The 18,651-nt window shown below is 37.1% G+C and carries 9 protein-coding genes; 3 read left to right on the plus strand and 6 right to left on the minus strand.

Annotated features, from left to right (window positions below; all coding sequences use genetic code 11):
* Positions 1-63: 63 nt before the first annotated feature.
* From HMJ38_RS12390 to HMJ38_RS12405, 4 genes are all read right to left on the minus strand, one after another.
* Entirely contained in the window at positions 64-2,340 is a 2,277-nt protein-coding gene (locus HMJ38_RS12390) for a hypothetical protein (RefSeq protein ID WP_194974720.1), read from the minus strand.
* Complete coding sequence (locus tag HMJ38_RS12395) at positions 2,337-3,512, minus strand: hypothetical protein (RefSeq protein ID WP_194974721.1); 1,176 nt, start codon at positions 3,510-3,512, stop codon at positions 2,337-2,339. The genes HMJ38_RS12390 and HMJ38_RS12395 overlap by 4 nt, the downstream gene beginning before the upstream one ends.
* A 15-nt stretch (positions 3,513-3,527) precedes the next feature.
* Entirely contained in the window at positions 3,528-8,477 is a 4,950-nt protein-coding gene (locus HMJ38_RS12400) for a DEAD/DEAH box helicase (RefSeq protein ID WP_194974722.1), read from the minus strand.
* 498 nt (positions 8,478-8,975) lie between these two features.
* Complete coding sequence (locus tag HMJ38_RS12405; protein ID WP_194974723.1) at positions 8,976-9,866, minus strand: glycoside hydrolase family 16 protein; 891 nt, start codon at positions 9,864-9,866, stop codon at positions 8,976-8,978.
* 265 nt (positions 9,867-10,131) lie between these two features.
* On the opposite strand from HMJ38_RS12405, the gene HMJ38_RS12410 reads away from it, so the two are divergent.
* Together HMJ38_RS12410 and HMJ38_RS12415 are read left to right on the plus strand one after the other, a co-directional pair.
* A complete protein-coding gene (locus HMJ38_RS12410; protein WP_194974724.1) occupies positions 10,132-10,380 on the plus strand; it encodes a DUF6364 family protein in 249 nt (82 codons plus the stop codon).
* A gap of 3 nt (positions 10,381-10,383) precedes the next feature.
* On the plus strand, positions 10,384-10,806 hold the full coding sequence (locus HMJ38_RS12415; RefSeq protein ID WP_194974725.1) for a PIN domain-containing protein: 423 nt from the start codon (positions 10,384-10,386) through the stop codon (positions 10,804-10,806).
* Positions 10,807-11,082: 276 nt separating this feature from the next.
* On the opposite strand, the gene HMJ38_RS12420 is transcribed toward HMJ38_RS12415, so the two are convergent.
* Positions 11,083-12,270, minus strand: a complete 1,188-nt coding sequence (locus tag HMJ38_RS12420; RefSeq protein ID WP_317174520.1) for a cystathionine gamma-synthase — start codon at positions 12,268-12,270, stop codon at positions 11,083-11,085.
* A gap of 277 nt (positions 12,271-12,547) precedes the next feature.
* Here HMJ38_RS12420 and HMJ38_RS12425 point away from each other — a divergent pair, with 277 nt between their 5' ends.
* Complete coding sequence (locus tag HMJ38_RS12425) at positions 12,548-13,246, plus strand: TVP38/TMEM64 family protein (protein WP_194974727.1); 699 nt, start codon at positions 12,548-12,550, stop codon at positions 13,244-13,246.
* Positions 13,247-13,618: 372 nt separating this feature from the next.
* Here the strand turns inward: HMJ38_RS12425 and porU2 are convergent, their stop codons facing one another.
* Positions 13,619-18,646 carry a putative type IX secretion system sortase PorU2 gene (gene porU2 / locus HMJ38_RS12430; protein WP_194974728.1) on the minus strand — a complete coding sequence of 1,676 codons (5,028 nt, stop codon included), beginning with the start codon at positions 18,644-18,646 and terminating at the stop codon, positions 13,619-13,621.
* Positions 18,647-18,651: the final 5 nt, after the last annotated feature.

Consider the following 18,651-nt stretch of genomic DNA (forward strand, 5'->3'; position numbering starts at 1 on the left):
ACCGCATTTTTGGTCTGTGCGTTGGCTTGTGCGAATGCGGTATGTGTGTGACTGCTGCATGGGCTATATTGTCGTTTGATAAATGTATACTGAAAATCTTGAAACTATTTTGTCTGAACAACCAATTGCCTTGTTTAAAACTTCTTTCAGGTCTTCTTTTCTCATTTTAAGTCTTCTGATGCCAATTGCAAGTAAAAATTCCATTAAAGCTTCACCGTCTGCTGAATTGTATTTGTCAATTATGCTTAACAGAAATTCTTTCATTTGTAAACTCAGTTCGCTGTCAAGGTCATAGGCGAAATACTCAGTCTTGCCACTTCGAAGCAATGAAGCTTGAATAATGCCGTCATTAAATCGGTGAAAATTTCTTGGACTTAGCATATTTCTCACATAGTTTGTCTGCTTAAGTGATGGATAAGAATTGATTTGCTTTTGTTCAAGGTTTGAAATGATTGTCGAAATAGTGAAGTAAACTTCAGACTGTGCTATTTCATTTTCTTTATAATCAAATGATGTCCAAAAAGCAAAGTTCTTTCGTAACCTTAAATCTTCTCCTTCAACGGTTTTTAGAAATACACCATCACTAAAGCCCCGAAGTCTTTTGTTATCAATAAGTATTTCAAGCCTTTCGTTTACATATTTGTAAACCTCAGGCTCTTTGTCTTCATCAAGTGAACCTATGAAGTCTTCTAAAAATACTTTTTCAAGTTCCCACGATGTTTCGGTTTGCTGAATTGAACAGTAAATTGTCTCAACTGCAACAAATGGCCGTTCATCGCTTTTGTCTTTGCCTTTCTTTAAATCACTAATTAGGTCTGCTGAGAATTTTTCATTTACTGGTCGGTAAATACCAACGAAGTAAACCAAATTCAACTTCTCCATATTTCGCATTAAACGGCTTATCTGTAATAGTTTCTTGCCTGTAGTTATACAAGAAGCAACAATCACAACAGTTCCAAATTCCTCTGTGATTTTACTTGTAAAATCTGTATCGAGTTTAACTAACTCGGGTTTTATGCTTGATGGAATTTTAGTAAGAATGTGTTTTGCAAGTTCTTCTGAACCTATGTCAGGGAGATGCAAAAGGTATTTGGTGTTAGCAGGTATGTATTTGTCAATGTGTCTTTTTAGGGCTTCATCAAACCTTTCAAACTTGGTTAAGTTTTTTAGCAAATAAACAATGTCAAAATATACCTCATAGTTGGCATCAGGAAAATTGTCTTTGTAATAGACTTTAATCACGCCTTCCTTTGGCAATCCGCTTTTGTAATGTTGTGCAAATGTCCCAATGCTTTTCGCAAAATATTCAGGACTAACTTTTAAAAGGTGTGGTTCTACTTTTGGTTGAACTGTAAGAAATACGTCACCACGAATATTTATTGGGCGTGAATGGTCTAAACAAAGAGTGCAAACTGGATTTTCCGGAGTGTTATATGTTTCAAATTCTTCTTCTCCAAGCTGAAAGTCCTTATCCTTAGTCAAGTTGCAAATTATATTAGCACCATGATTGAGGAATTTTTCAGTAGGACCTAAATAATAAATTACCTGTATCTGTTCTTTTTCTGCTCTCTTTTCTTTTAGTAATCTATCAATGATATTACCCGATGTTGATGATGAAATTAAAATCAATGATTCGGAAGGAAAACTGTCTTTACTTGATTCAAATACATCATATGATTCAAAGCTATGAACAATAGGGCAGTCAAAATCCAGTTTAAATCTTCTTCTAAGTTCAAAAACTGAATAGGGTAAAACATTAATTGATGAAGTGTCGCAATAAATAATGTTTTTGTCTTTTGTCTGTTTCAGGAGTTGCACAGCAAGAAAAAATATTTCTGACTGATTTATCAAAACATTTCCTGTTCGAATAAACTTTGCACAATGTTTATTGCTTGGGAAAACAAAATGATGGTCGGGAGTCGATTCAACCAAACCCCCATTGTTTTTGAAAATTATAGTTGAACCGCTTCTTAGTAGATGTGAAATGAACTTTGATTCGTTTTTTGGTTTTTTGCCTTCAATCAATGTGACATTTCCGTCAGCATCATATTCATGAATCATTAGGCATTTGTCAAAATAGTCTGCCGATTTACCTGGAACCCTTTGGAATGTTATCTCTCTGCCTGATTTGAAATATTCTAAGGAGGAAGCATCAAGATATTTCGGAACGAGAACCACCAATTTGTCGGTAATACTGTGTTCCTGAAAGAAGTTATTTAGTTCTTGAGCCAACGCATTCTGAGAGCCGATTTTTGTTTGGTGAACAAACAATACCGTAACTCTCAGTTTTCCTGTTGAAGAAACTACGTCTTCATATTGGTATATAAAGTAGTTTCTCATGGCTGATTAAATTCTAAGGGATAAAAAATAGAAAGTAAAGTCCCTTCGGCTGCTGGATATACAGTAAAATTGTTAGCGCTGTTATTCTGAAAATCATTCAACTGAATTTCACTTGCATTGTCATGATGATGATAGCGATTGTTTCTCATGTCACGAAAAACATCTGCCCGTCCAGTCTTTATCCTTACAAAGCCTTTCCCGTCTAGTGTTTGCAGAACTCTGTCAAGTCCAATTCCTTTAATTTCACCTCTGAATCCGTCAGCAGAAGTGTTGTGTCTGCATAAACACTGTTTGATAATTTCTACCTCTTCGGATATGTTTAAATTGTAGTCGCTTATCTTTTTGTATCGTTTCACAAATCCAGGCCCACTATCCAAAATCGAAATTTCTAACAGATACAAGTCACCTTGTTGATTAACATTAAATCCTGAATTGAAATATTGAACAAGACCTGTATAATCCTGAAACTGTTCAATGAATTTTCTAATTGGCTTCTTGTGGAATTTCAATTGCAACGCACGAATATTTGGATAAAGATTGTAGCCCAGTTCATTCGTCTTTCCGTGTTCGTGTGTATTCGTAAAAAGTTCGTGGATTATTGATATAAAGTCATCATAGTGACCTTTTACACCAGTTCTAAACACTCCTTTGTTGAAGTCGCCAACTTTTTTAAAGGCATTGAAAAGGTTAAAGCCAAGTGTGGTTTCATTAACTAGTTCTCTGAAATTCTTGTAAAGGTGGCGTGAAAGACCTCTGTTTGATTTATCGTGGTCGAAACAATAAATGGGAACGGAAGTTCCTTTTAAGTCGAAAAAATCCATGCGATTGAAGTATTCCTTGCTCGGATTCTTTAATTCACCTTTTATGTTTTCTCCATTTGTATTTACAATTTCTTTCTCCCATGCTAATACAATAGATGGATAAACAAACTCATTGTTATCCAAATATTCAATCGCTTCTACCGTGTTGTTAACTGGTAGATATAATTTACCTGAACGATTATTTCTTACCCAAGTGGATAGAAATTGTAAATAGGAAAAGAGTAAACCGAAATCAAGTTTCTCTATTTTCTTAGGCAAATGCAAATCGATCATAGCATCATTTGATAAAGCTAGTTCAGAATATAAATTCTGAATTTTAGTAATTGATATGTTGCCTGTTATTTTTATCATCTGTTATCAATTGGGTTAATTGCTCTCATTTGTTAATATATCGTTAGTGTCAAAGCCAATTTCTTCAAGTTTTCTCTTTCTTTCTGTGCTTGTTCCATTTTTCTTTATTCTAAAAAGCCAATTATATAGTCCTCCAAACTCTTTATCGCTTTGCTTAACATCAAAGTGACCGTATTTTTGATAGAAATCTTTTAACATTTGAAGTTTAGTGTTCCACTCGTGTTCTTTGACATTCCAAATTACGCCTAGCTCTTCAAGTAAGTCTTTTCTGTGGTCAAGTAATTTGCCTCTAGAATAATTTACTCTTTGGTCATTTAACCATCTACCAAGTTTCTTATATACCTTGTCTACCTGTGAAACATTACAGTGTCCAAATTTCTCTTTATACAATTCTAGCTGTTGAAAATTTAAAAACCATTGTTCGTCATCAGGTGAACCGCCTTTAGTTTCAGGTTCCCAATCAAAATTTATTTCATCTAGCAATTGAACTTGGTCATTTGTTAGTGAGTCTTTTTTTCTCTTTACTCGTTGCTGAATATTCCAATTCGCCAGAGGTTTATTGTCATTCCTGGAAACAAAGCAGCTACCAGATTCATTAAATACCTTTGTTAATTCGGTATATTTCTCCATCCAAGCATCAATGAAATTTACTTTTCGTTCAACTTCCCATTCAAAGCCTAAAAATTCAAGTTTCTTTATTTGCTCTGGAGGTAGATTACCTTTCCTATAAATATATCTTTGTCGGCTAACAAAATTTGCAAGAGTTTTATCTTCGTAACTTCTTGGTACATTGCAGTGTCCTATAGTCATTTTATAATCTAACAACTTCATATAGTTCATTTCCCAAGATTGAATATTATTGGCAGGTTTTTTGATTTTTTCTTCTTTTAATTTCCTTTCTCTTCCCTGTCCATAATATTTGGTTTCAAATGAGTAACCAATCCTCTCAAAGGCACTTAATTGCTCCAACGATAACTTACCCTTATTTTTCAAAATCCTTTGGTATCTCAACCATTGAAGAAGGTCTGCGTTTTCTGTGTCATTTCCTTTTATATGAAAAGTTTTGTTCTCTAAAAAGTAGCTTTCTAATTGGAGCAACCTTGTTTCCCAATCTTCATAGTTCGAGTCTTCACTTAATGGCTTTCTACCTCTGAAATCTAGTTCAAATGAATACCCAATATCAGATAGCTTTTGAATTTTTTCTATATCCAGTTTATCCTCTTTGTAAAGCAGTCTTTGATACCTTACCCAACTTGCAAGTGGCTGTAAAGAATTATCATCACTGGGGATTCTAAATGTTCCATTTGTTTCATAATAATTTTTCAGTTCTTCAAATTTGATGTCCCAACTTGGTAGCTTATCAGAATTCGTTTCTGCCTCAGATTCCCGTTTTATTGAGTTTAAAGTCTTACCACGAAAATTCTCATTGAAAGGGAATTTAATTTCACTTAATAATTTGGTTTTGGTATCTCCAAGTAGTGCTTTTCTGAATTGACTTTTTTGATACCTAACCCAACTCGCCAAGGTTTTTAATTCACTGTCTTGTTGAGGAATTAGAAAAGTATCATTTTCGATAAAATATTTTTTTAATTCTTCATACCTGTTAAGCCAATTTTCATCTGGTTCGTTATTGGTTGATACTCCTCTTCTACCTTTTTTGCCACGGTAACTAATGTCAAATGAGTAGCCGATTGCCTTTAATTTATCTATTCTATTCTTTGGTAACAGACCTTGCTTGTATAGAGATTTTTGGTAACGAAGCCAATTTAATGTCGTACCAAACTCCTTGTCATTTGAAGCAATGTAAAAGCTACCCGTATCATCATTTAGTTTCTGTAGGCGAAGTAGATTTTCATCCCAAGAAACACTTTCTTCATTAGAGAAATATTCCTCTAAGGAGAAGTTAATCTCTTTAAAAAAATCTAATTGCTCGCTATTAAGTTTGTTCTTTAATTGCTTTGAGCGTTGATGTCTTAACCAATTTACAAGTGTTTTATACTTATTGCTGTCTTTGGGAATATTGTAATTTCCGTTTTCTTCAAAAAATTCATTAAGTTGTTCAATCCTTTCAGTCCAAGTAAGCAATACCTTGTCTTCTGCTGCTCTTAGTGTAAAATCAAAGTTTATCGATTTTAATTTGGCTAATCTTTCTTTTGATAGGTTTTTTGGATTCTTTTTAATTCTATAGCACCAATAGTACAGTGACATATCTTCCGCTTGACCTACATTTGAATTTCCATTTAATTGGAAATATGTTTGGAGTTCCTTAAATCTTGTGTTCCAGTCACCTCTACCAACTTTCCAAACAAATCCAATATCATTTAATCTTTGTAAATGTGCCGAGCGAATTCTGCCTTTTTTAGGTGCTACCAAATCACCTTTATTATCTAATTCTCCCGCATTGTAAACAACTCTTAGTTTGTTAACCCACCTTCCTAATGCCTTATATTTATCTTCTCCTTGTGTTGGAACTCTTAAATGACCATTTTCTTTATTGAAATTTATTAGTTCAGCGAAGTATTCTTCGAACTTGTTTTTTGGGTCCCATTCAAAATTAAGTTTTTCCAATAAGTCAATTTGACAATCAGAAAGTTTGCCATTGTCAAATTTTACTCTCTGTGATACAACCCAAGTACCTAGAGATTTATTTTCCTCATATCTGGCTGGTACATTCGAGTTTCCATTTTGATTGAAATATTCTTCAAGTTTGACATACCCTTGTTTCCAGATTTCATCTAGGTCTGTTATTTCTCTTCTGTTTTCACCTTTCCAATCAAATCCAATTTCTTCAAGTTTTTTCTTTTTATCAGGTTTTATATTGCCATTATGGTATTGTCTTCTTTGCTCTAGAATCCAATTTCCTAATTGTTTAAGACCTTCCTCTCTTCTCGAAACATTAGTGTGTCCATTGACTTTTTTGTAATCTAAAAGTTGCTTAAACATCACATCCCAAAAAACCCTTGTTTTTTCAATGATTTCATCAAAAAGGACATCCTTTACTTTTTTCTCAAGTCCTTCAAGTTTTACAATCTTTTCAGTTTCGTCATCCGAGAAGTCAATTTGTATTTTGGAATTAGATTTCTTCCCTTTTTTAAAGGCAATATCATTAATCTCTGCCTGTAATCTTTCGTCTTGGTCACAGAGTGAGCGTATTACTTGTATAAGATGGTCAAAAATTGGCTTCTTTTTAATTTCCTTTTCTACATCTTCATCAATGTGATGAAAGATTGGCACTACAATAAAGCCTAGCTCCTTATTTTTGGCTTTATTAGTTCTTAGTGCTCTACCCGAAGCTTGAACAATGTCGATTTTTGAAGTTTTTGGGTCGCAGAAATAAATCAAATCAATTGTAGGTACGTCAACGCCTTCTGTTAAACAACGAGCATTGGTCACTAGACCAATTTCACTATTTTTAAAATCTCTAAGAACTCTTGCTCGGTAAGTTGTAGTTTGTTTTCCGTTTACACTTTCCGAAAATATAGTTTCAAAAAATTGCTTGTGTCTTATAGCAAAGTCTTGTGCAAATTTCACTTTGGAATGAAAAGAAATAGCGTGGAACGCTTTGTATTTATTCATTACCAAGTCAAGAGCAAAATTGTGAGCTAACTCATCTATTGATATTTCTCCTATGAAATTCCGCTCCTCAATGAATTTTTTAATTTGCTTGTCAGTTACACCGATTCCTATGATTTTATAATCAACCAAAATACCTTCGTCTATTGCTTGACCAAAGCTCATTCTGAAAGCCTCCAATCCATAAACATCAGGATTGCTCATATCGCACAAAAGTTCATAATCTTCTCCCAGTCTTGTCTTTAGTTTTGTTGAAACTACTTTGGGAGTAGCGGTCATATAGAGCCTTTTCTTTGCAGGAATATTAACGTTGTAGTGAACTAATGTGAATGTGTTTTTATTTTTACTCCCTGCTGTTCTGTGTGCTTCGTCACAAATTACCAAGTCGATTTGAAAATCATTTACAAGTCTGCAAGCATCAGAAATAACGCCAATTGATTGGTAAGTAGAATAAATTACCTTGTTGCCACTTTTCATTAAAAATGCCTTCACATCAAGTGGGGCAGTTGTAACAGGGCCACCAATTTCATAGGTGTGAACATTTACAGCATCTTGTTGGTCTTTATCAATGTCTTTTTCGGAGCAGACACAGATGTATTTGAAATGGTCATTTTTGTGTCTTGACCAATCATTTTTAATTTGCTTTAATAATGCCAATGAAGGCACTAAAACTAAAGTTGTTTCGGGATTGATTTCTTCCTTAATCCACAATGATGTCAAAGACTTACCTGCTCCACAAGGTAAAATGAGTTGTCCTCTTTCGTTCGTTCTAAAGTGTTCAAGAACCTTTGTAATTGCTATTTCTTGGTGTGGCTGTGGAAAGTACTTCTCTAACTCTTTTGGTTGATTTCCTTTGGCTAAAAGAAAAATGTTTTCAAAAATATCTTCTTCAATAGAAATTAACTCATCAAATGCAATCAGTTCAAATTTTTGTTCAAAGCTTTTTGCTACTTGGGTAATGTCAGAAACATTTGTGAAAACTATAACCTTATCGCAGTTTGTGCCTAATGCAAATACATTGGCAATTTTATCTCCTGACCAACTTAGGCTTTTGGTTTCATCATTTTTAAATTTACACTGTACAGCATAAAATCTCTTTTCATAGTCTTGCAGTAGTATATCAATTCCGTGGTCTACAGATGGTAGTCGTAATTGTTGTTTAATTTCTAAAGGAACATCATCATAAAACCAAACATTTTCATAGAGTTCTGTCTTTTTCGGTTCTGTTTGGAAATAATACTTTGCAAATACTTCAAATACTTTTCCAGCGAGAGTTTTCTTGGTTGTCGTCTCAGTCTGCGAAGTGTTGAACTGTTCTAATTTAGGTTTCAGGTCAGACCAATTGTCAACTCCGTTTAAAAGTTCTAAAAGTATTTGATTCTCTTTCTGCATTATTTGGTTGTCGGGCGTTGGAAAAATTCAGGCTCTTTTGCTTGCGAAGCGGTCGCCTGTGTGTCGGGGCAAGCAAATGTGCCTGAATGTGCGGTTGGCTTTTTAATTCTGTCGTTCATTTTTTCACTGTTGCTGTCTTTTTACACTGAGCGATAACGATTTTCTTTCCCCAATAATAGAGTAAAGCACACCATTCCGTCATGCTTTCCACAATATTGTGGAAATATCTTCAATTTCAAACTTACCTTATTCCTACCAAACAAAAAATCCCTTGTTCAGGGTATTTTTACCAAAAACCAGAAGTATTTCTTCGGAAATAAAACTTTTAACCTAGGCATTTGACAATGAAAATTTTCAGGTACAGACGAAAATTTCCCTTCGTTTGACAAAATTTTCAGGTATGGACGACAAATCCACAATTTTAGCCAAGTATGGTTTTTAAGATAGCAATGCAATGCAAATATCTTTTGACAGACAAGCTAACTGTCCGCTTACAGATCAGTTTGACCCAACTTCGAAAGGCTCATAAGACATCCAATCCACCTCCAATTCATAGGGATGCTGTGGTTTTTCGATAGAAAGGGGATTGGTTTCCACTGACCAATCTTTGGTATGCCAAAAGTTCATCCGGTAACGGGTCCGGTGTTGGGGTATTCCCTTAGTAGTTCCCTGATAATCCCACAAGACTATTCTTTCACCACTTGTAGGATGAAGCATCCACCACTGTATGCGGTCAGAATACCAATCAAAACCATAGGTATAAAATGCTGCCGAAGCATCAAAGTCTGGAATAGCTTCAATCGTTTTCGGCTGATTCTGCATGTCGGTCAAATGCGTTCTTTCGCCGCCGTGCCCTTCTCTGTAGCTGGTTCCATAAATAATTCCTTCAGCCATATTGATGGTCCTGCCAACTCTTCTCAGTTCACCTCGGTGGCCGGTCCAAGTGCCGACATAAATCACAGTCGGATCGGCAAGGAGCCATTCAAAATCAACCTCACTCAGTCCGGGAATGCTGTCGACATGATAGGTGAAATAACCTACTACCGCGCCCACATTGGGCTGAACATCTCTTGTATCCGGAACTTTCAGCCGTGCAGCATAAGTGCCAAAATGGGTAAAGCTTTTGGAGATAATCTCCGGTCCCCTACCCGCCCCTGCACTGTCCAAGGGATCTATCTTGAAGGAAAGCACTTTAGTATCTGGCTCTATCGAAGAATTCACACCCATTTTGTATTTAAAATCAGATTTGTTTCCGGTAGAGCCATACCTGAAATATTGAGAGGTAGCGTCAGAAAAATCCTCTACAAATGATTTATGAAAATCCTGGGTTTGGGAAATGGAAATGAAATGAATCAAAAATAAAAGGACTGATAGTATTGGAAGCTTCATAATGACAGAATGGTGGAGTCAAAAGTAAATCTAAAAAAAAGATGCAACAGCTAAAGTTGATACGCCTCTAAAGTTTGCCTTTTGATGTAATATTTGGTAAAAACTAAAAATGCCAGATAAGGAAACCGATATTCAATAGATCTCTTATGTCAAGTTTAAAATGGGAATTTACTCATCCTTCTTCCATCTTAATTTTATTTATAAAACTATCATCTCAAATCAAAAATATACGTATATTTATGAGTAAAACAATAAAATCACACGTATGGAAAAATTAACCCTTAGTATTAAAGATCCCGAATTGATTGCTTGGGCCAAAAACTATGCTAAAGCCAATAATGTAAGTGTGAGTGGCTTATTTGAGTCTCATATCAGGGCAATAATGGAATTTGACAAAAAAGAAATAATATTAAGCCCAGAACTCCAAAACCTTAGAGATCCTGGTCAAAGACCAACTGAAAAGGAAATTGAAAAGCATTTGATCCAAAGACGAAAAAAGTCAGTAAAGGCTTAAAAAATGAAAAAACTATTTTTGGATACAAATACCTTATTGTCCTTCCATTTTAGGGATGCTGAAAAAAATCAACAGAATGCAATTGATTTTATTTTTTCTGAAATTCAAAAGGGACATTGGGAGGGAAATATCAGTATAATTACTTTCTACCAATTGCTTTACTTTATTGACCGAAAAATTAATAATCCAAGAACTGCTGCCCTTAGAGCTTATGCTTATTTGGGTCTACTACAATTAACCCCATTTTACCCTAAAAATCTTATTGAAATGGATTATTCCAAATGGCCTGATTACGAAGACGGTCTTCAATATAGTTGTGCAAAAAGCGGAAATTGTAATATAATAATAACTACCAATTACGCTGATTTTTTCGCTTCTGATATTCCAGTAATTGATCCTTTGAATTTCGTTACATACAATATTTGATTTAATAGGGCCCTAAAAATAGGTTGATTTAAAATTTCAGAGCCATTATCTAAACTCAAATAAATTGGCTTAAAAATTAAATTGAACTCTCTTGCCTGCCCAAGGGAATCAGGCAGAGATAAAGCTGAGTTTCTCAATTCCTGCATGTAAATAAATCAGTGAAAATCAGCCAAATCAGCGTCATCAGCGTTCCAATTATAATCCTAAATAAAAAAACCGGATATAATCAATATCCGGTCTTCAATTAAATCATTTGAGTGATGACAGATTCTTTTATCAAACCTTTGCCAAAGCCTGATCAAGATCATTTTTGAGATCTTCAATATCCTCGATCCCCACACTCAATCTGATTAAAGAATCCACCAAACCCACTTTTTCTCTTTCTTCCTTTGGAATACTTGCATGGGTCATACTGGCAGGGTGGCCACTCAATGACTCTACTCCGCCCAAGGATTCCGCCAAAGAAAAATAATGCAGGTTTTCCAGTACGGTATGGGCATCTTCAATTTTATTTCTTTTGATGGTAAATGAAATCATACCTCCAAAATCCCGCATCTGTTTTTTGGCGATATCATGGTTGGGATGGTCTTCAAATCCCGGCCAATACACTTTATCTATTTTTGGATGTGATTTTAAGAATCGGGCTATTGCTGCACCGTTTTCACAGTGTCTTTCCATTCTGAGGTGTAGAGTCTTGATCCCTCGCAACACCAAAAAACAATCCTGAGGCCCTGGAGTAGCACCACATGCATTTTGGATAAAGGCCAGTTTTTCCTGCAATTGATCATCATTGACGACCAATGCCCCCATCACCACATCAGAGTGACCACCAAGGTATTTGGTCACAGAATGCATCACAATATCAGCACCCAAATCCAAAGGATTCTGTAAAAATGGCGTGGCAAAGGTATTATCCACTCCAAACAGGATATCGTGTTTTTTGGCCACTTTTCCGATTTCCTCAATATCGATGATGTTCATCATCGGATTGGTAGGGGTCTCGGCCCAAATCAACTTGGTATGAGGAGTAATATAAGTTTCAATAGTCCTTGGATCTTCCATCGAAATGAAGTGGAATTTGATGCCATATCGCTCAAAAACCTTGGTGAAAATCCTATAAGATCCACCATAAAGATCATTGGTACTGATGACTTCATCTCCGGGGTTCAATAATTTGATAATGGCATCAATGGCTCCCAAACCCGAGGAAAAGCAAAGTCCGTGTTTACCGTTTTCCAAGGCTGCGAGATTATTCTGCAGAGCTGTTCTTGTAGGATTGTGTGTTCTGGAATATTCATAACCTTTGTGGTCACCCGGTGAGCGCTGCACATAGGTGGAAGTCTGAAAAATAGGAGTCATGATTGCCCCTGTACTTGGATCCGGTTCTACACCGGCATGTATTGCTTTGGTACCAAATTTCATGTTTGTCTTTTTCTTTGGGTTATATCTATTTTTATTTAGTATCGGGAATGAAGCAAGTGATCTAATTCCCTTTGTTTTTTGGGACCGAAGTCGGAAGACCGAAGACGGAAGTTGGTTGACCGATGAAAGCCTGATTTAATTTATTGAACCTTCACTTTGATTAGGTTGGATTCATTAGATTTTAAGAATGAAGGTAATCTTAGTGGAATAAAACATAATAAGGTCATAAGGTTCCTTCCTTTAAGATTTGGTTGAAATCAAATGAAGTATTGGTGACTTGGTAAGGATTTCCTTTCCTTTGCAGTTACGTGGTCCAAAGATGGAAAAAAAGCAAGGGATATTCAAGGAGTTCAAAATAGCAGGTAAACAAAACCCTGTTGTGGCTTTTGCCTTGCTATGGGTAAGTTTTATGCCTTCCATAGGTTCACTGGTTTTTGTCCCTTTAGCTGTCAAATTCAATAGTTTTCTATCTGAATTGGATTTTGGCGATTTCATTACTGTATTAACAGGTTTGTTGATCAGCATCTTGCTTATGGGATTGGCATTGATGCCTACGACTTTGATTGCTGGAATATCAGGTTTTATTTTTGGTTGGCAGGCATTTCCATGGCTGGTATTGGGCTATACCTTGGCAACACTTTTGGGTTATGGGTGGGGCAAAAAACTGGGAGGAGGAAGCCTAGAAATAATCCTTGACAAGTATCCTAAAGCAAAAACCATGTTGGAAAGAAAAAGTGGCCGTATGGGAGAATTGATCTTTTTTGTCCGCTTAAGTCCCGTCATTCCATTCGCATTATCCAACTTGATGTTTGCCCTTTTGAAATCCGGTTGGAAGAAATTGGTTATTTTTGGAACAATCGGCATGCTTCCCAGAACGACTTTGGTCTTTATCTCAGGAACCTTGGCCATTGACCTCTATACCGCCATCAGGCAGGAAGGCGTCAGCGGGAAAGTTTGGATTTTTGTTTTCCTGTTGTTGCTGAGTTTTTGGGGGATTTGGAGGTTTTTTAGGAAGTGAGGTTGGAGAGGCGAGAAGCGAGAAGTTAGAAACAAGAATCAAGAATCAAGAGACAAGAGCTTTGAAATTAAGCGTCCCTATGTATTTCCGGGAGTCAAGGCCTGAACCTAAAAGCACGGAAGAGAGAGAAGTAACTTTGCCTTGTCACCTCGACGGAAGGAGAGGTCTAAAAACCCTTCAAGGCAGATCAGATATCTCTCCTGATAATCATCGGGATCAATATGACTAGGATATGCTTGCAACCTATTATCCAACAAAAATGGAAGGACTAATTATTTCTGTAAACCTCTTTCTATTCTCATTCCTAAATCTTGGTTCTTGTTTCTTGTCTCTTGTCTCTTGGTTCTATAAATCAACCCTCTCTCCCTACATCTACCTCAACAAATACATCTTCCCATAACCCTGTTTAAATGCTTTATCTCCTGCTGTAGCCCTTGGTTCTACAAATGTACCGTTCTTTCTGACTAAGACCCGGTAGATATAGACCCCGTTGGCCAATTGGTCTCCAAATTCATCACGTCCATCCCATGCATATTCCGAGATATTATTGCCTATCCGAAGAGGACCCAATTCATCCTGAAGAATTTCCCGGACAACTCTTCCAGTCACTGTCATGATCTGTATTTTGATCTGATCGGGAACTTCGGAACCCGTTACGGTAAATACAAACCGTACACTGGTACTGAAAGGGTTTGGATAAGGATAGAAATTGGTAATACTGGCCTCATTGATCACCTCAAAATTGATCTCATAGGGCTTGTCTACTCCCAAGTCCTCAGTTACGACTCGGAAAGTATACATACCATCCTCCAAAGGACCCGGTCTCAATTCAATTTTAAAGCTGTTACTTTGTGTGGCTTCGGTCCAGACTACTTTTGGTGAAGAAAAATTAACTTTTTCGAACAAACAGCCTTCACAGGATTTTTTGAGGAAAAGCTCCAAACCCAAGGTGTCTTTTTTCAGAATCAGGGACTTGTCGTTTTTCAACAAGGTATTGATCATTACTGACGGTGATACTATGTCTCCGTCCATGATATAGATGCCGTCAAAGTTTACATCTAAAACTGCTATGTTATTATCTGGAGTGACAACAAAATAAGTTTCCAAGTCAATATAATTGTTTCTGAAAGTCAGTTCCTGAAATATTCTGGGATTGGCAAAGACCGTCACTTTATTATTACCTGACCTACCTATGGAATTGAATTCCAAACTGAATTCATGTTTTTCACCTGCTTTGACAGCAGGGATTTTTTTTGTGAATTTTTCAATTTTCTTTTGAGAGGTGTTGTTAAATTCCCATTGTACCGTCAAAGAATCAAGAAAGTCGAATTTTGAGATATTGATGAATTCGAAATTAAGCATTTCAGTTTCTCCTTCCTGCAGCGTTCGTTTATCTTCTCTATTTTTAAATACCAAAACTCCTTCAGGTACACCGGTGTAATTGACCTGCCATTTGTCGAGTTGTGATGGCGCGGTGGAAAGCTCATCTTCCATGGCATATCGAAGACGGAGTTGGGGAAAAACTTCAGGATTAATGGTCGCCAGATCAATCTCCCCTTCCTGAATATCTGCAAAAATCACCTGCTCTTCTCCTGTATTCCTTATCCCAATCACATCAAATACAGCAAGTTCTTCATTGAACCAATCTCTCGCTTTGACATGATTGTAGAATCTTTTCCATTCCGAGGCAGGGCCTATTCTTGGCGTGATGATACTTCCGGATGTAAAATAACCTTGGAGATTGGTCTCAAATTCAATCACCTGCTCATTGGTTTCCAATTCTATATCCCTCTGGGCGACAATCTCCACTGCTTCTCCGGGCTTCATTCCTTTTCTACCGTACAAAATGTACGGATCACCATTTTTTAGATTTCTTAAAAGGGCCTCATTGGCACCAATTTGCTTCATTTTTTCAAAATTTTCATCCGACCAATTTTCAAAAGTCACATTACCGACTGAAAATATAACCACATAATCTCCATCTCTTAGACCATCAATATAATCTAACAACAGGTTTTGTCCGGGTTGATTGATCCAGTTATTTCTTAAGCTTTGGATTACCTGAGGCAATCTACCGCAGCTCCTTCCATCCAGTACATCAAAGCCTGTAACAGGGATGACGAGATAGGGGGTCAGAGACCTTTGTTCGAATGCTACCAAACCTAGCGAACCATTTGCACAGAGTCTTGTATTGGCATTATTAACATTGTCAATAATGTAGGGAACACCTTCCAAATAAAACTGTGTATTCCGGAAAGTAAGACTGTCTGTTTGGGTACCAAAAGTAAATACTTCTATGTTCAGGTTAGTATCAAGGTATTTCCATTCCTTTTTATCCCTATCTATTTCCAAATTAGTGAGTTGGTTACTTTCCAACTGCGGAATCTCTCTTTGGGTCCATCCTTCTGGTCCGTTATTGATAAAGGAAAAACTTCCTTTGGTCCAATCCTGGCTTTCACCTTCTTTTGGCTCCAAAAATCTCGTACGCCAATAAAAAGTCAAGGAATCCTTCTGTGTCACATTTTGAAAAAGGTCTATATTCCAAATAGCAAGATCTCTGGTTGTGATCCTGTTTTCTCTCCGCTGGGAAGATGAAAAATCAGCATGCGTGTCTATTTGAATGACAATATTTCTTGGTTCGGTGGATTTACCTGGGATTTGGGCTATCAGGTTGATTACATTATCATTGACAATACCAAAATTTTCAGGCAAAAGATGGAGCGTCCCACTCAAAGGAACAAACTTGGTCACTGTCACCGAGTTGTTTGCAAAAGTCATTTCAGGAATTGATCTTGAAGGATTGATCTCAATGGTAAAAATATTTTCCCCAAAAGCCTGAATACCGGTATTTGGTATCGAAAAATCAACAGTATCTTTTCTGAACACAGTTGCCAACTTTTCAACTGGAAAATTTATCTGTGTTCCGTCAGGTAGGCTTCTGGTAACCTTAAATTCTATAGAATCAAAATCTACACGTCCAAGATTTTTCAAAACAAAAGAAAGTTTCAAGGAATCTGCCAAAGCATTGAAAACCTCCCCTTCAAAACTATCCAAAGTCACATCAGATTCCTGTACAGCATAATCGGCTTTATCAGCAGGAAACATCCTTATTGCAGGATCTCCCAACATGACCAACTGCTCAGCATGAGACCTGTTGATGACTGATGAGCCATACCTGAAAAAAAACAACTTCTCCGCTTCTCTTTTGACAATGCCAATAGGCTGATAGATCATCGATGAGTCGGAAAAAGCCTTGTTGTAAATGGATTCGCTTAGCCTTCTGAGGTAAACATCCACTCCAACATTGGCATGTGCCATAAAATTGGTGGTACCTTTACTCGGCGTTAAAACCCAGTCTTCTCCAAAAGTAAATGCATTCCCAAAAGAATTACCTGCATCACAGCCATTGAGTAGCATCATAGGATATTTACCCCTGTTTTCGTACCCCATGGTTGGGTCGGAAGCAAAACCTATTTCAATATCAATAACAGAAGGTGCCCCATGTCCAAAGAAAGTCACCAAGCTGACACCCCTATTTATATCCTTGGATATATCGATCAGTTCAATGGTAGAATTTGACCTTTTCCTATAAGTGGTGACATTCCCTCCCATAAAAGGACCCTCTGCAATGGTTTTGAACCCGTTGAGAAAGTTGAAATATCGTGTCAGTTCAAAAGAAGTAAGGCCTCCACTGAGATGGATGATTTCTTTCTGCCAATCACCGGAGATACCCGCTGCATCTTTTTCTTTAGCTTTTTCGAGATAATCTGCCACATTCTGAGGTGTTCGGGCCGGAATCCTACCAATCGAAACAGCGGACACCAAGGGATTCTCGGGATCAAGGCCTATGCTGAAATTATTATCTGCATATGGGTATCCCGCAGGTGGTACCATGTCCTGAAAAGCGAAAATTGAAGGATTCTGTCTATAAAAAAAATTGGTATTATTGGCCCTTGCAGTTGAGAATATACCCATAGCCCTACCTATCAAAAACAAAAAGTCGGGTTTGTGCAAGGGATAGTAGACCCTTAGAAATTCTTTGACGGCCAAGGGGGTTCTTTCACCAAAAGTAAATTGATTGTAGAGTTCATCGATATTTACAGTCAAGGTATCATAGCCTCCGCCCGCAGGAGATGCCCTGTGAGCGGCATAAGCAGCAACAGGGTCAGCATAATTCCCAACCGGCTTTCTCAAAGCCCTATTGCTGAGTATAATGAAATCAGCATGCCTCTCGATCAAATTTCTGAACCTCACCATTTGCATCGAGCTGATGATTTTGATATCTAATTGATTTTCTACCATCACCCTAGACCCCCTATCTGCCACTCCTGACTGAAATTTAATCCTGTTGGATCCGCTTTCCAGACCTATCCGAACAGGATTGATTGGATCGCTGACTTCAAGGGCAAGATAATTAGATAGAAGATTATTGATTTCAATAGCATTGTCACCTTCATCCAGGACAAAGATTTCTTTAGAAAAATCTCCATTTGTGACGCTTTTGGGGTAAGAAAGCGTCATATAAGTTACACCGATATTATCTGTCGCAGCCGGACCTATGGGGGTAATTCGAATATAAATCTGCCCGTTGGAATTAAAATCTGAAGCTTGAAAGGTGACCATTTCATTGATCGCCTGATAATTTTCGAATTCAAATGTACCTACTTCCCTTAAAGTTGCTGATGAAGGGCCAACACTGATCTGTGCGAGATGTGGAGTTTCTGCTCTTCCTGCCAGTCCAAATTCCAATCTGGCTTCACCTGTTGCAGCCATTTCACCCAAATCCGACAAAACAATAGTTCTTGGGTTGGTTTTGGAAATCAGGGCACTTATCCACCCTTGACCCTCTTCAAAATCTGATAACCTTACTCCAGGATTATAGAAATAACTTAAATTATAATTTTCAAAATACACAGTCTCTCTTACACCATGATATGTACCCGTAACCGGGACACTTGACGGGGGAGCGGGACGCATACCCATTCTTTTGCCCTGACTACCTGGAGTGATTGCCAAGAAAAATGCAGTGGTATCGCTATGCATGTTGTATTTGATATTCCCAATGTGAGAGGGATCTTCAAAAAATTTCACATCTAAAGTGCCATCGTTTCTTTTTCCGTAAAAATCTATGAAATCAGAAGGATCAAATCTGCCGTCCTGCTCGCCCTGAACGAAAATTGACACTTCCTCACCCCTGTGAAAAATCCTGATATTTCTGGGGTCTATGACATTGGGATTGATTCCAGAAGCGGACAAGCTGGTGAAATTGAGGCGGTGGATACCGTCTGATGCCGTCTCAATTTTATAGTAGGTCTGATTATAATCGATCCATTCCGTCTGGGCAAAGCCAACGTTAATGGTCAAACCAATTACAACTAAAAAAAAGATTCTTTTCAGCATTTTAT

Origin of the sequence: Aquiflexum lacus (assembly GCF_015476655.1) — a bacterium.
In the GTDB taxonomy this organism is placed as follows: domain Bacteria; phylum Bacteroidota; class Bacteroidia; order Cytophagales; family Cyclobacteriaceae; genus Aquiflexum; species Aquiflexum lacus.